This is a genomic window from Azospirillum brasilense, assembly GCF_001315015.1.
GTDB classification, from domain to species: Bacteria; Pseudomonadota; Alphaproteobacteria; order Azospirillales; family Azospirillaceae; genus Azospirillum; species Azospirillum brasilense.
Genome location: NZ_CP012919.1, coordinates 112,394 through 125,956 on the forward strand (window position 1 = coordinate 112,394; position 13,563 = coordinate 125,956).

The window sequence follows — 13,563 nt, forward strand, 5'->3', positions numbered from 1 at the left end:
GGCTTTTCCTGTTGATGCCGGCTGTTGATGCAACGGGGATGACCGTCAACCTTGACCGATTCGGGGCGCCGTCGTATCGGTTGAACACGGCAAGCGCATTCGCTGTGGAGGTTGACGTGCGTGGCGAAGACATGAGGCTCCTGCGCGAGGAGCGCAAACTCTCACAGCCGGATTTCGCGGCCTGGCTGAACGAGCGGCTGGAGCGGCGCTACGACCGGTCCAAGATCTCCCGCTGGGAAAGCAACAGCGAGAAGATCCCCGATGCGGTGGTCCGCTTTCTCCTGAAGGAGACGGCGGTGGTGGACGGCAAGCATGGCCCGGCGCTGGTCATCTGCCTCGCCAACCAGAAGGGCGGGGTCGGCAAGACCACCTGCACGGTCAACACCGCCAGCATCCTGGCGCGCGAGGGCTATCGCGTGCTGATCATCGACGCCGACCCGCAGGCGAACGCCACGGCGCATCTCGGCATCGACCTGATCGAGTATGAGGAGGGCCGGCGCAAGTCGCTCGCCCATGTGCTGCGCGAGGAGGTCGCCGTCGAGGACATCGTGGTTCCGGTCGGGGACATCGGGTTGGAGATCGCCCCGTCGAGCATCGAACTGGCATCGGTCGAGGTGGAACTGACCGCCGACCCCAGCGGTCCGATGGCGCTGCGCGAGCGGCTGCAGGATGCGCGGGAGGCCTACGACTTCATCTTCATCGACTGCCCGCCGAACCTCGGCCAGTGCACGGCCAACGGGCTGGTGGCGTCGGACGTCATCGTCATCCCCTGCCAGACCGAGTATCTGTCCTCCATCGGCGTGAACCATCTTCTGAAGACGATCAACAAGCTGAAGCGGCGCTGTCACCCCAGCCTCGCCGTCCTGGGCATCCTGCCGACCATGCACAACGCCCGCCTGAACCAGCATCAGGTGACGTTGGAGCAGCTGCACAGCGCGTTGGGGAGCACACTGCGCATCTTCCCGCCGGTGCCGCGGGCGACGATCTACGGCGACGCCGCGCTTGCCGGCCGTGCCGCGTTGGAGGCGGTGCCGGACGCGCCGGGAGCGTCGTCGTACCGGGCGCTTGCCGACGCCATCGCCGTGGAGCGGCGCAAGCGCGTGGAGGTGGCCAATGTCGCGTAAACTCGGAACCGGGAACCTCGCCCGGCTGAATGCCATGAGTCGCGGCGCGCTCGCCGTCTTCGCGGAGCCGGAGCAGGGCGTCCGGCTCGTCTACCCCGACGTGGACTGGATCGAGGCCAATCCCGACCAGCCGCGCCGCCGCTTCGATGAGGCGGAACTGGTCGCCTTGACGGACTCCATCCGCAAATACGGCCTGCAACAGCCGATTGGCGTGCGGGAACTGGGGCCGAGCCGCTTTCAGCTCGTCTTCGGGGAGCGGCGCCTGCGCGCGGTCCGCGCGCTCGGCCAGCAGACGGTGCCTTGCATCCTCGTGCCGGACGGCATCGACACCGCCGAGGTGGCGGTAGTCGAGAACGTCCTGCGCGCCGATCTGACGCCCTTCGAAGAGGCCGACGCCTTTGTGGCTTTGGTGGAGAAGCACGGTTATTCCCATGCCGATCTCGGCCAGATCATGGGGCGCGACAAGGCGGAGATCACCCGGACTCTTGGGCTGACCCGGGTCGCCCCGGCGGTAAGGGAACGCTACGAGGGAGCCGAGAAGAAGATCGCCCGCTACAAGCTCTACCAGATCGCGGCGCTCGAAGACGCGGAGGCGCAGATGCGCCTGCTCGACAGCCTGACCGACGACCAGCCCCAGCCTGCCCTGCGCGCGCCCGGCGTTGCCGCAACGGGAGCGCGGGACGAGCCTGAGGCGGTGCTGAGCGCTTTCAGCCTGCGCGTTTCCCGCAACATCCTGCGCACGCGGGAAGCCCTCCAGGCGTTTCAGGAAAAGCCGAAGCGGCTGGAGGACGTGGACCGCGAAGTCTTGCGCGACCTGCGCCGTTCCATCGACGCCATTCTGGATGATGAGGAAGGCTGAGCGGAGCCGGTGAGAATTCTCACCGATCCTTTTCCTCACGCGAAGCGGTGAGAATTCTCACCGGCCTTGTCGGAACTCAGGCGAAGAAAAAGGCCCCTCCCCGCATCCGCAGGGAAGGGCCTTTTCGATTTTGGCCGATCAATTTCAGCCGATCAGTGGGCGCTGCCGCCGTCCTCGAAGGAAGGGGCCTGGAGGCCGGAGGCTTCCAGCTGCGCCACGACCATGCCCTTCAGCCGCTCCAGCCCTTCGGGGGTGCCTGACTCCGCGCGGGCCACCAGCACGTCCTGGGTGTTGGAAGCGCGCAGCAACCACCAGCCGTCCGCCGTCTTGACGCGCACGCCGTCGATGTCGTTGACATCGGCACCCTCGGCCTTCAGGCGGGCCTTGACCTCCTGGACGACCTGGAACTTGCGCTCCTCGCTCACCTGGAAGCGGGTTTCGGGGGTGTTCACCACGTCCGGCAGGCGGTCGCGCAGTTCCGACAGGGGCTGGTTCAGCTTGCTGACCAGACCGATCAGCCGCACCGCGCAGTACAGAGCGTCGTCGAAGCCGTACCACTTGTCGGCGAAGAAGATGTGGCCCGACATTTCGCCGGCCAGCGGCGAGCCGGTTTCGGCCATCTTCGCCTTCAGCAGCGAGTGGCCGGTCTTCCACATCAGCGGGTTGCCGCCGAGCCGGGCGATCTCGTCGAACAGCGTCTGGCTGGCCTTCACGTCGGCGATGATCGTCGCGCCGGGGTGGCTCTTCAGCACGTCGGCGGCGTAGATCGCCACGAGCTGGTCGCCCCACACCACGCGGCCCAAATGGTCGATGGCGCCGATGCGGTCGCCGTCGCCGTCGAAGCCGATGCCGATGTCGCAGCCATGTTCCGCCACCGCCGCCTTCAGGTCGACGAGATTCTTCTCGACCGTCGGGTCCGGATGGTGGTTGGGGAAGTTGCCGTCGATCTCGTCGAACAGCAGGACGTGCTTGCCCGGCAGCTTCGCGGTCAGGCGGCGCAGGATCTCGCCGGAGGCGCCGTTGCCGGCGTCCCAGGCGATGGTCAGGTCGCGGGTGCCGTCATAGTCGCGCAGCAGGCGCTCCACATAGGCGTCCTTGATGTCGAGCTGTTCCGACGACCCTTCACCGGAGACATAGTCGGCCTTCGACGCGATGGCGCCGATATCGAGGATCTGCCGGCCGTAGACCGGACCCTTGCCCAGCATCATCTTGATGCCGTTGTAGTCCGGCGGGTTGTGCGAGCCGGTGATCATGATGCCGGCCGCCGCCTCGCGGTCGCGGGTGGCGAAATACAGCATCGGGGTGGGGCCGAGCCCGATGCGCAGCACATGAAGGCCGCAGGCGACCAGACCGTCCACCATGGCGGCTTCCAGCTCCGGCGAGGAGAGCCGGCCGTCGTAACCGACGCACACGGTCTTCCCACCGCCGCGGGCGACCACGGTGCCGAAGGCCCGTCCGACCGCGCGGGCATCCGCCGCGGTCAGGGTGCTGCCGACGATGCCGCGGATGTCGTATTCGCGCAGCACGGTCGGGTGGAAAGTGTGGGCTTCGCTCATGGTCTCGACAGTTCTCCTTGGACTGGATCGCTTCAGACGTTCTGGGACGGTGCGGTGGGCCGTCCGATGGAGGAGTAGGCGAAGCCGGCGGCGGCCATGTCCCCTGGATTGTAGACGTTGCGCAGATCGATCATGACCGGTTCCTTCAGCAGGGTCTTGACCCGCTTCAGGTCCAGTGCGCGGAACTCGTTCCATTCCGTCAGGATGGCGACGCAGTCGGCTCCGTCCAGGGCGCCGTAGGCGTCCTTCGCCCAGACCACGCCGGGCAGCAGCTTCTCGGCCTCGTGCATGCCGGCGGGGTCGAAGGCCCGCACGGTGGCGCCGGCGGCCTGGAGCGCCGGGACGATGTCGAGAGACGGGGCGTCGCGCATGTCGTCGGTGTTGGGTTTGAAGGTGACGCCCAGGACGCCGACGGTCTTGCCGGACACCGATCCGCCGCAGGCGGCGACGATGCGCTCCGCCATCTGCTTCTTGCGCTTGTCGTTGATGTCGACCACCGTCTCGATGATGCGCAGCGGGCTGCCAACCTGCTGGGCGGTGCGCACCAGGGCCAGCGTGTCCTTGGGGAAGCAGGAGCCGCCGTAGCCCGGACCGGGGTGCAGGAACTTCTTGCCGATGCGCCCGTCCAGCCCGATGCCACGCGCGACGTCATGGACGTTGGCGCCCACCTTCTCGCACAGGTCGGCGATCTCGTTGATGAAGGTGATCTTGGCGGCCAGGAAGGTGTTGGCGGCGTATTTGGTCAGCTCCGCGGTCTCCAGCGACGTCAGGACGATCGGCGTCTCGATCAGATAGAGCGGGCGGTAGAGCCGGCGCATGACCTCGGCCGCACGCTCCGAGCTGGTGCCGATGACCACCCGGTCGGGGCGCATGAAATCGCCGATGGCCGAGCCTTCGCGCAGGAATTCCGGGTTGCTCGCCACGTCGAAGTCGGCGTTGGGGTTGGTGCGGCTGATGATCGCCTTCACCTCGCGTCCGGTGCCGACCGGGACGGTCGATTTGTTGACGACGACGGTGTAGTGGTCGAGGTTGGCGGCGATCTCCTCGGCGGCGGCGTAGACGTAGGAGAGATCCGCATGGCCGTCGCCGCGGCGGGTCGGGGTTCCCACGGCGATGAAGACGGCATCCGCCCCGGCCATCGCCTCCTTCAGGTCCAGCGTGAAGGACAGCCGTCCGGCGGCGACGTTGCGCGCGACCAGCTCGTCCAGGCCGGGTTCATAGATCGGGATTTCGCCGCGCTTCAGGCGCTCGATCTTGCTGGCATCCTTGTCGACGCAGGTGACGTGGACGCCAAATTCCGAAAAGCAGGCGCCGGACACCAGCCCGACATAGCCCGTACCGATCATCGCGATGCGCATGGGGAACCCTTGTTGTCAACACCCTTTAGGCCGCCTGTGTCCGGCCCCGCCTTCAGCATGGAGCAGAACGGTGACCGCCTTCGATGGTTGCCTTGTCTTATCAGGATAGCCGTGATGCGGACATCACCTGCGGCAGGCTGCCGCGGGGCGGCGCGCCTTTGCTGAAAGCCGATTCATAGGACCTTCATGGGGCCGATGGCGGACGCGCCGGGTTTGCCGTGCCGGCGCGCGTGGCCTCAGCGGAACCACCTGGAAAATCCAGACGCCTCAGATTGCCTGGAGATAGGCGGGGTCCAGGGCGCCGTGGCGGAAGGGGATCCAGTCCTTGTGGTCGGCCCGGTACTGCAGGCCGTAGGGGTTTTTGAAGAAAATCTTCTGCAACGGCTGCCCGCCCTCGGTGCGGGTGCGCTCCAGGTCGATCAGGGATGAGGGGGCGAACACCTTTTCCCACAGCTCGGCGTTGTCCACGTCGCGGCCGGCGTTCTTCACATAGTCGCGCGCGGCGTCGCTCAGTTGCCAGGCCTCTTCGACCATCGCGTAATAGTCCACAGTACCCTCGGCCATGACCCTGCTCCGAAGCGTTCCAGATGACGCTTGGCATAGCGCATTTTTGGAAGGGAGAAAACTGTCCAGCAACGACGCCGGGTTGTCACGCCGGAGCGCGAAGCCCCAGCGTTCCGGCCAGGGCTACGGCGACCCGCTCCACGTCGGCATCCGTCATGGCCGGGAACAGGGGCAGCGACAGCGTCCGGGCGTAATGGGCCTCGGCGCCGGGCAGGGCGAGGTCGCCGTAGCGCCTGCGCCAGTAAGGCTGGCGGTGAACCGGAATGTAGTGGACCTGGCTGCCGATGCCGCGTGTCCGCAGATCGGCCATAACCTGCGCCCGTGTCCGCCCGCTGGCGGCAAAATCGATGCGGACGGCGCAGAGATGCCAGGCCGGACGGCACCAGGGAACGCAGGCGGCGGGCAGGACCAGGGGGGCGAGTTGGGACAGCCGCTCAGCATAAAGGTCCATCAGGTGACGTCGCCGCTCCACGAAGGCGTCCAGTCGTCCGAGTTGGCTGAGGGCGAGTGCGGAGTGGATGTCGGTCAGACGGTAATTGAAGCCTGGCTCCGCCATCTCGTAATACCAGGGATTAGCGATCCCCTCGGCGGCGAAGGCGGCCTCGTGGTCCTCGAATCCCGCCGGCTCACGCTCCATGCCATGGTTGCGGAAGCGGCGCAGCCGGGCGGCGAGATCCGCATCGTTGGTGGTCACGGCCCCTCCCTCGCCCGCCGCGATGGTCTTCACGGGGTGGAAGGAAAAGGCGGTGAGCGTGCCGAAGGCGCCGGAACCGACCGGCAGGGCGCGCCCATCCGGCATCACGTCTACGCTGCCGATGGCGTGGCAGGCGTCCTCGATGACCGCCAGTCCGTGGCGAGCGGCGAGCGCGCCGAGCCCGGTCCTGTCCGCGGTCTGGCCGGCAAAGTGCACGGGCACCAGGGCGCGTACCCGCCAGCCGGCGCGGGCGGCCCGCTCCATCGCCGCTTCCGCCTGCTCCGGCCCCATTAGGCCGGTTTCGGGATCGACATCGGCGAAGGCGACCTCCGCCCCCGCATAGCGGGCGGCGTTGGCGGTGGCGAGGAAGGTGACGGAGGGCACCACCACCGCGTCGCCGGGGCCGAGCCCCAGCGCGAGGGCGGCCAGATGCAGGGCGGCGGTCCCGTTGGCACAGGACACCGCATGAGCCGCCCCGGTGCGCTCGCACAGCGCCCGCTCGAACGCCTCCACCGCCGGCCCCTGGGTCAGCCAGTCGCCGCGCAGGACCGTGGTCACCGCATCGATGTCGGCCTGATCGACGTCCTGGCGCCCATAAGGCAGGAAGGGCAGCGGCGGTGGGAACGCCGGTCCGCCCATCACGGCGCTTCCGCGAGCAGCCGCATCAGCCGGGCGCCGTCCAGCCAGTCGCCGTTGGTGTCGCTGGCGTAGCGGAAGCCGTCGGCCACCGGCTTGGCGCCCAACCGCTGATAGGGCTCGTGCGTCCAGAAGGCGAAGGCTGGTTCGATGACGAAGCGGTCCGGCAGTTCGAAGGTCTGGCGGGAATCGTCCTCGGTGATCATCACCTCGTGCAGCTTCTCGCCGGGGCGGATGCCGACGAGCTTGTGCGGCAGATCCGGAGCCATCGCGCGGGCCAGATCGGCGATGCGCATGCTGGGGATCTTGGGCACGAAGATCTCGCCGCCCTGCATCATCGCGATGCAGGAAACAACGAAGTCCACCCCGTGCTGCAGCGTGATCCAGAAGCGGGTCATCCGGTCGTCGGTGACCGGCAGGGCTTCCGCCCCTTCCGCGATCATCCGGCGGAACAGCGGGATCACCGACCCGCGGGACCCCACCACGTTGCCGTAGCGCACCACCGAGAAGCGCGTGCCCAGCGAGCCGGACAGGTTGTTGGCGGCGATGAAGATCTTGTCCGAAGCCAGCTTGCTGGCGCCGTAGAGGTTGACCGGGTTGGCCGCCTTGTCGGTGGACAGGGCGATCACCCGCTTCACGCCGGTGTTCAGCGCGGCCCGCACCACGTTTTCCGCCCCATAGACGTTGGTGTGGATGCATTCCATGGGGTTGTATTCGGCGGCGGGCACATGCTTCAGCGCGGCGGCGTGGACGCACACGTCCACTTCGCGCATGGCCAGTTCCAGCCGCTCGCGGTCACGCACGTCGCCGATGAAGAAGCGCAACGTGGAGGCCCATTCGGGGCCGAGCTGCTGCTGCATCTCGTACTGCTTGAACTCATCGCGGGAGAAGACGATGACTCGGCGCGGGCTGGCGTGGCGCAGCACCGTTTCCACGAAACGCTTTCCGAAGGACCCGCTTCCCCCGGTTACCAGGATCGACTGGCCGTTCAGCATGCCGAAGCCGGGGAGCAGCGCCTCGGGCGGCGATTCGTTCGGACGGTCAAGCTGCTGCATGGTCAAGGACGTCCGCGCTTCGTGGTTCATTCAGGCCGGTTCGATCGACCTTAGCCCGAGACCCCTAGCAGTGGGTTAACATTCCAGCAAGGAATCCGCGGCTTCCGCGCGCAAGGATGGTGTGTCGGCACCGTGCCGCGGCCCGTTTTCCATCCAACCAGCGATGATGTGGGAAAAGCTTCGTGATACTGGAGCGGGCGAAGGGATTCGAACCCTCGACCCCAACCTTGGCAAGGTTGTGCTCTACCCCTGAGCTACGCCCGCGCCGCTCCAACGAAGGAGGCAGGGAGATACCCCACGCGCCCGGCGGAACGCAAGCCCCCTGTTTGGCTTGCGCTGAGATTTTTCTCTTCGGACGTCCCCATCCGCCTTCTTGGCGCATCGGAAGGAGACGTTAGGCTTAAAGTTATAACCCACTCAATGCTGTTGACTTCCCTGCATCGACTGTGGAAATTTCCTCTCACAAAACAAAGGCCTTGAGGTCTGGGGAGGAAACCAAAAACATCATGATGCTCCAAGAGCATTCGTCTGCCGCGCCGACCTCGTGTCCGGACGCGGCTTTTTTTTGCCCATCGCCGTTCCTTTACCGAAGTCCGGTAATACCACTCCAGGCGATGGCAGGCGGGATTTGGCCCCGCCCGCTTTTCCGCGGCGGTCCGCGTCACAGCGTGATGCCGCCGGCCTCCAGGTAGGGTTCCAGGGTCAGCACCTGGACCGTCGTCCGCCCGGCGCGGAGCTGTTCGCGCAGGCCCTCCTCCATCCGTTCGCGTTCCGCCGCCTTGGCGAGCGTGGCGGCGGCCTCGGCCTGGGGCACCACGACCACCCCGTCGTCATCGCCGACCACGATGTCGCCCGGCATGACCAGCACGCCGCCGCAGACGATGGGGGTGTTCACGTCGCCCGTGGGCTGGGTCTTGGTGGTGCCCTTCATGCTGGTCCCCCGGCAGAAGACCGGAAAGCCCATGCTGCGGATGGCCGCGGCGTCGCGCACGCAGCCGTCGATCACCAGCCCGGTCAAGCCCCGTTGGATCGCCGCTTCCGTCAGCACGTCGCCCCAGGGGCCGGCCTCGGTCATGCCCTTGAAATCGACCACCAGCACGTCGCCTGGACGGGTCAGCGCCATGGCGGCGTGGATCATCAGATTGTCGGCAGGGCCGCCGGACACGGTCACCGCGGTGCCGAACAGCGTCATGCCTTGGTAGAGCGGCTTGATCGGAAAAGACATCGCGCCCTTCTTGCCCATCGCTTCGTGCAGCGTGGCCGGGGACTGGCCGCGGAAGGCGGCGACCATCTCGGGGGAGGGACGGGCGAACTCTTTGACGACGGTCATCGGGTGGGCACCTTTCACGGCGTGAAATCCGCCCGCCCTCTGGAAATGCGGGCGGGCGGGGACAAGGAAGGAGGTTCGGGGATCATTCGTCCTTGAAGGCGTCGTCGCGGCGGCGGCGCACCGACGGCAGCACCATCAGGATCAGCAGGAAAGCAGCGGCGGCCAGCAGGCTGCCGCTGATCGGGCGGGTGGCGAAGACGGTGGGATCGCCGCCCGACAGCAGCAGAGCGCGCCCCAGATTCTCCTCCAGCATGGGACCCAGCACGAAGCCCAGCATCAGCGGCGCCGGTTCGCAGTCCAGCTTGCGCAGGACGTAGCCCAGGACGCCGAACATGGCCATCAGCAGAACGTTGAAGGCGCTGTTGTTCAGCGTGTAGGTGCCGATGCAGCAAAAGACCAGGATGGCCGGGAACAGATAACCGTAGGGCACCCGCAGCAACCGCACCCACAGCCCGATCATTGGCAGGTTCAGGATCACCAGGATCACGTTGCCGATCAGCATGCTGGCGATCATGCCCCAGAACAGCTCCGGCTGCTTCGCCATGATCTGCGGCCCCGGCGTGATGCCGTGGATGGTCATGGCGCCGATCATCAGGGCCATGATGGCGTTGGGTGGGATGCCCAGGCTGAGCATCGGGATGAAGCAGGCCTGCGAGGCGGCGTTGTTGGCGGCCTCCGGTGCGGCCACCCCCTCGATGGCGCCCTGGCCGAATCGCTCAGGCCGGCGGGACACTTTCTTCTCCAGCGAATAGGCGGCAAAGGAGCCCAGCGTGGCGCCGCCGCCGGGCAGGATGCCCAGCAGCGCCCCCATCACGGTGCCGCGCACCGTCGCCGGCCAAGCCTGGCGGATGTCTTCGCGCTTCGGCCACAGGCTGGCGATGGGGGCGGTGGTCCGCCCGACGCCGCCGGTCTGCTCCAGACTGGTGATGATCTCAGCCAGCCCGAACAGGCCCATGGCGAGCGGAACGAAGTCGATGCCGTCGTAAAGCTGCGGCAGGCCGAAGGTGAAGCGCGTGTCGCCGGAATTCACGTCGGTGCCGACCATGCTCAGCAGCAGGCCCAGCAGGATCATCGCGATGGCCTTCACCACCGATCCGTGGGCCAACGTCACCGCCCCGATCAGGCCCAGCAGCATCAGCGACACATACTCCGCCGGCCCGAAGGCGAGCGCCACCCCGGCCAGCGGCGGGCCCGCCACGGCGATCAGGAAGGTCGTGACGATGCCGGCGAACAGCGAGGCGAGGGCCGCCGTGGCGAGCGCCACTCCGGCCCGGCCCTGCCGCGCCATGGCATGGCCGTCCAGGCAGGTGACGACGGACGAGGATTCACCGGGCAAATTCACCAGGATCGCCGTCGCCGACCCGCCATATTGCGAGCCGTAGAAGATGCCCGCCAGCATGATGAGCGCGCCGACCGGTGGCAGGTGGAAGGTCAGGGGCAGGAGCATCGCCACCGTCGCGGTGGGGCCCAGACCGGGCAGGACGCCGATCAGCGTGCCGATCAACGCCCCGCCGAAGCAGAGCAGCAGATTGTCCGGGGACAGCGAGACCGACAGGCCGAGCAGCAGGTTGCCGAGCAACTCCGTCATGGCCACACCCGCAGGGGCAGGCCCAGCCCCCAGACAAACAGCGCGACGCAGCCCGCCGCCAGGGTGCCGCCCAGAAAGGCCAGAGGAACCGGGCGCAACGGCTGGCCGGCCAGATTGCCCAGTCCCACCAGAATCAGCACCGCGGGCACCAGCCCCAGGAGTTCCACCGTTCCGGCGAAGGCCAGCACCGCCGCCGTCACTCCAAGCAGAGGGCGCCAGCCCCAGGCCGGCAGTTCGGCGCCATGGGCCAGCAGGCTTCGCCCGGTCACCACGGCGCCGGCCAGCACCATCAGCAGCCCGATCATCCGCGGAAAGAAACCGGACTGCACGTAGGCCAGCGTTCCGGTGGGCCAATCGCGCCCCAGCCACAGGGCGGCCAAACCGAAAGCCGCGATCAGCGGGCCGGCGGCCAGATCCTGCGGAGCCCGGACCGGAACCTGCGGAGCCCGGACCGGAACCTGCGAGGTCGCCACTTCGCCGCCCATGATGGTCGGGAGGGTGTTTTCGAGCGCGCCTCGCGCGGTGCTGCGGGTGGCTGTGGACGGGCCGCGGGGGGGAGCGGTCGCGGAAGAAGGGGGGCGGAGGTCTGGGATGGGCAGGCTCGGCATGGGACTTCCACGGCTTTCAATGGGCGGCTTTCGGGGGAGGGAGTGCGGCTGCGGTCGCCGATCCATCGCCTTTCACAAGCATAAGGATAAAATTCAACAGGTAATCTTTATCACCCGTTGTTTATGCATCCTAATCAGATTACCAGGAAGGGCAAGTGCATCGAATCATCGCAGGTTTGTGATGCTCACTCGTCGGCGTTGCGCGATGAAAGATTGCTTTATTGAAAATCATGATACCGAAAGATTGATAAGATTTTTCGAATGCACGCACCGCTGCGAAATCCGAAGACCGCCCTTTCATGTTTCTTGCCCCAGCGGTGCCTGCCCGTTACCCAGAGCGCGTCGGAAACAAGGACAGGACGAAGGAGATCCGGGGATGACGCGCCGCCTGCGCCCGTGGACCGTGCTCGAAAGCCGTGAACTGCTCGACGCCGATCCGTTCTTGAAAGTCCATGTCGAGACGGTGGAACTGCCCGATGGGCGGGTCATCCCGGACTACTACCAGTTCGACATGCCGTCCTTTGCCTGCATCTTCGCCGAGACGGAGGATGGGCGCGCCATCGTTTATCGTCAGTACCGGCACGGGCCGCGGCGCGTGAATCTGACCTTTCCTGGCGGCCATCTGTCGCCGGATGAAGACCCGCTGGAAGCAGCCCGGCGGGAACTTCTGGAGGAAACCGGTTTCGTCTCCGACCATTGGACGGCGCTTGGTGGCTACACGGTCAACGCCAATCAGGGCGGTGCGGTGTCCCACATGTTCCACGCCACCGGTTGCCGCAGGATCGCCGACGCAGTGTCCGACGATCTGGAGGAGACGGAGATCCTGTTCATGACGCGGGAGGAACTGCTGACCGCCGTCGGACAGGGCGACATCGCCCTGCTCACCCAGATCGCCCTGGTCAGCATGGTGTGGCAGAACGACATCCGGACAGCGCTCAGCCACCGGCATCGGTGACGCGGCTTCGCTTGCCACTGTGCAGCAAGCCGGCTTTTCCCCGGCCAAGCGGAAGCTTGACCTTATTGATCTTTGTCAAAAAATGAGTATGTCTTCGGAATACATAGCCTGTTTACGCGCTGTTAATCAAATTGGCCCATAAATGGCCTCACCAAGTTCTCTTGGTTTCCTCCCTCCCAGAACTAGGCTGCGCCTTACCGGCTGCAGCCTTTTCTTTTTCCGGACACTGTCATTCGAAGGGGTTGGGTAGGGGGTGGCAGAGGCCGGCGTCTTTTCCGCGAAGACTGATCAGCAGGGGCTTGACCTTTGCTGCGTTGCAGCATAAATTGAATCCCGGATGCCCTTTGGGCGTTTCCTCCCTAGACTTGAAGGCCGCGCCGTCCTGGCTGCGGCCTTTTTCTTGACTCCGGCTTGCGGGGGCGTCGCCCCGGCGCCTGCGCGATCGTCTCTCGCGGCACGGTAGCGCCCGTGATATGCAAGCCGGACCATAGAAGCCCCGTTCGTTGAACCGAAGGCCCGCACCATGGCCGAGCGCCGCATGCCCTCCCTGTCCACCCTCCGCAACCTCGGGCGGGGGCTGCTCGTCCTGCTCCTGCTCGGCGGGGCCGGGGCCTGGTGGGCATGGCATGGCGCCTTCGGGATGGACGCGCTCCAGGACATCCTGCGTCATCACCCCGCGGCACCGGTCCTGTTCCTGTTCCTGCATATCCTGGCCAGCCTGCTGTTCTTCCCGCGCTCCGTCATGGCGATGGTCGCCGGGCTGGTCTTCGGCGTCTGGTGGGGTGGGGTGCTGGCGGCAGCGGGCAGCGTCATCGGCGCCTCCACCGGCTTCCTGCTGACCCGCTACGTCTGCGACGGGCTGGTTCCTGCTCTGGACCGGGCGCGCTGGGGCGACGTCCTGCGCCGGCTGGAGACCGGCGGCTGGCGCGCCGTCGCCATGCTGCGGCTGGTTCCCGTGCTGCCGCACAGCGGGGTGAACTACGCGCTCGGCCTGACGCGGGTGCGGCTCGGCGCCTACGCCTTCGGGTCGCTGGTCGGGCAGTTGCCGATGACCGTCGCCTTCGTGCAGTTTGGCGCCGCGGGCGACCACGCCCTGGCCGGCAAACCGGACTGGATCGCGCCGACCGTCATCGGGCTCAGCCTGCTGATCCTGTCGGTTCTGCTGCCGAAGGTCGGGCCGAAGCTGCGCGAGAAGTTCGGCGCCGGACGCGCCTGACGGCCCAGTTTCATACGGCC

The 13,563-nt window shown here is 66.7% G+C and carries 12 protein-coding genes and 1 tRNA gene; 4 read left to right on the forward strand and 9 right to left on the reverse strand.

Annotated features, from left to right (window positions below):
* Window positions 1-116: 116 nt before the first annotated feature.
* Both AMK58_RS29130 and AMK58_RS29135 read left to right on the forward strand, forming a co-directional pair.
* Window positions 117-1,124: an AAA family ATPase gene (locus AMK58_RS29130; RefSeq protein ID WP_035683237.1), complete on the forward strand. Its 1,008-nt coding sequence runs from the start codon at window positions 117-119 to the stop codon at window positions 1,122-1,124.
* Window positions 1,114-1,983 carry a ParB/RepB/Spo0J family partition protein gene (locus AMK58_RS29135; RefSeq protein WP_051141002.1) on the forward strand — a complete coding sequence of 290 codons (870 nt, stop codon included), beginning with the start codon at window positions 1,114-1,116 and terminating at the stop codon, window positions 1,981-1,983. The genes AMK58_RS29130 and AMK58_RS29135 overlap by 11 nt, the downstream gene beginning before the upstream one ends.
* A gap of 152 nt (window positions 1,984-2,135) precedes the next feature.
* Here the strand turns inward: AMK58_RS29135 and pgmG are convergent, their stop codons facing one another.
* The 9 genes from pgmG to AMK58_RS29180 form a co-directional block, all read right to left on the reverse strand.
* Entirely contained in the window at window positions 2,136-3,539 is a 1,404-nt protein-coding gene (gene pgmG, locus AMK58_RS29140; RefSeq protein ID WP_035683236.1) for a phosphoglucomutase/phosphomannomutase PgmG, read from the reverse strand.
* 32 nt (window positions 3,540-3,571) lie between these two features.
* Window positions 3,572-4,897, reverse strand: a complete 1,326-nt coding sequence (locus AMK58_RS29145) for a UDP-glucose dehydrogenase family protein (protein ID WP_035683234.1) — start codon at window positions 4,895-4,897, stop codon at window positions 3,572-3,574.
* A 267-nt stretch (window positions 4,898-5,164) separates the two neighbouring features.
* Complete coding sequence (locus tag AMK58_RS29150; RefSeq protein ID WP_035683232.1) at window positions 5,165-5,461, reverse strand: hypothetical protein; 297 nt, start codon at window positions 5,459-5,461, stop codon at window positions 5,165-5,167.
* A gap of 85 nt (window positions 5,462-5,546) precedes the next feature.
* On the reverse strand, window positions 5,547-6,794 hold the full coding sequence (pseC, locus tag AMK58_RS29155) for a UDP-4-amino-4,6-dideoxy-N-acetyl-beta-L-altrosamine transaminase (RefSeq protein WP_035683231.1): 1,248 nt from the start codon (window positions 6,792-6,794) through the stop codon (window positions 5,547-5,549).
* Window positions 6,794-7,846, reverse strand: a complete 1,053-nt coding sequence (gene pseB / locus AMK58_RS29160) for a UDP-N-acetylglucosamine 4,6-dehydratase (inverting) (RefSeq protein WP_244621375.1) — start codon at window positions 7,844-7,846, stop codon at window positions 6,794-6,796. Before pseB ends, pseC begins: the two co-directional genes overlap by 1 nt.
* 189 nt (window positions 7,847-8,035) lie before the next feature.
* Window positions 8,036-8,110 (reverse strand) — tRNA-Gly (locus AMK58_RS29165).
* Between the two features lie 397 nt (window positions 8,111-8,507).
* Complete coding sequence (locus AMK58_RS29170; RefSeq protein ID WP_035683229.1) at window positions 8,508-9,176, reverse strand: 4-carboxy-4-hydroxy-2-oxoadipate aldolase/oxaloacetate decarboxylase; 669 nt, start codon at window positions 9,174-9,176, stop codon at window positions 8,508-8,510.
* Between the two features lie 82 nt (window positions 9,177-9,258).
* Window positions 9,259-10,764 (reverse strand): tripartite tricarboxylate transporter permease, encoded by a 1,506-nt coding sequence (locus AMK58_RS29175; RefSeq protein ID WP_035683241.1) that lies wholly within the window; start codon window positions 10,762-10,764, stop codon window positions 9,259-9,261.
* Window positions 10,761-11,249 (reverse strand): tripartite tricarboxylate transporter TctB family protein, encoded by a 489-nt coding sequence (locus AMK58_RS29180; protein ID WP_035683227.1) that lies wholly within the window; start codon window positions 11,247-11,249, stop codon window positions 10,761-10,763. The genes AMK58_RS29175 and AMK58_RS29180 overlap by 4 nt, the downstream gene beginning before the upstream one ends.
* A 499-nt stretch (window positions 11,250-11,748) precedes the next feature.
* Between AMK58_RS29180 and AMK58_RS29185 the strand changes: the two genes are divergently transcribed.
* Together AMK58_RS29185 and AMK58_RS29190 are read left to right on the forward strand one after the other, a co-directional pair.
* Complete coding sequence (locus AMK58_RS29185; protein WP_035683225.1) at window positions 11,749-12,327, forward strand: NUDIX hydrolase; 579 nt, start codon at window positions 11,749-11,751, stop codon at window positions 12,325-12,327.
* 523 nt (window positions 12,328-12,850) lie between these two features.
* Window positions 12,851-13,543, forward strand: a complete 693-nt coding sequence (locus AMK58_RS29190; RefSeq protein WP_035683223.1) for a TVP38/TMEM64 family protein — start codon at window positions 12,851-12,853, stop codon at window positions 13,541-13,543.
* The last annotated feature ends 20 nt before the right edge of the window (window positions 13,544-13,563 follow it).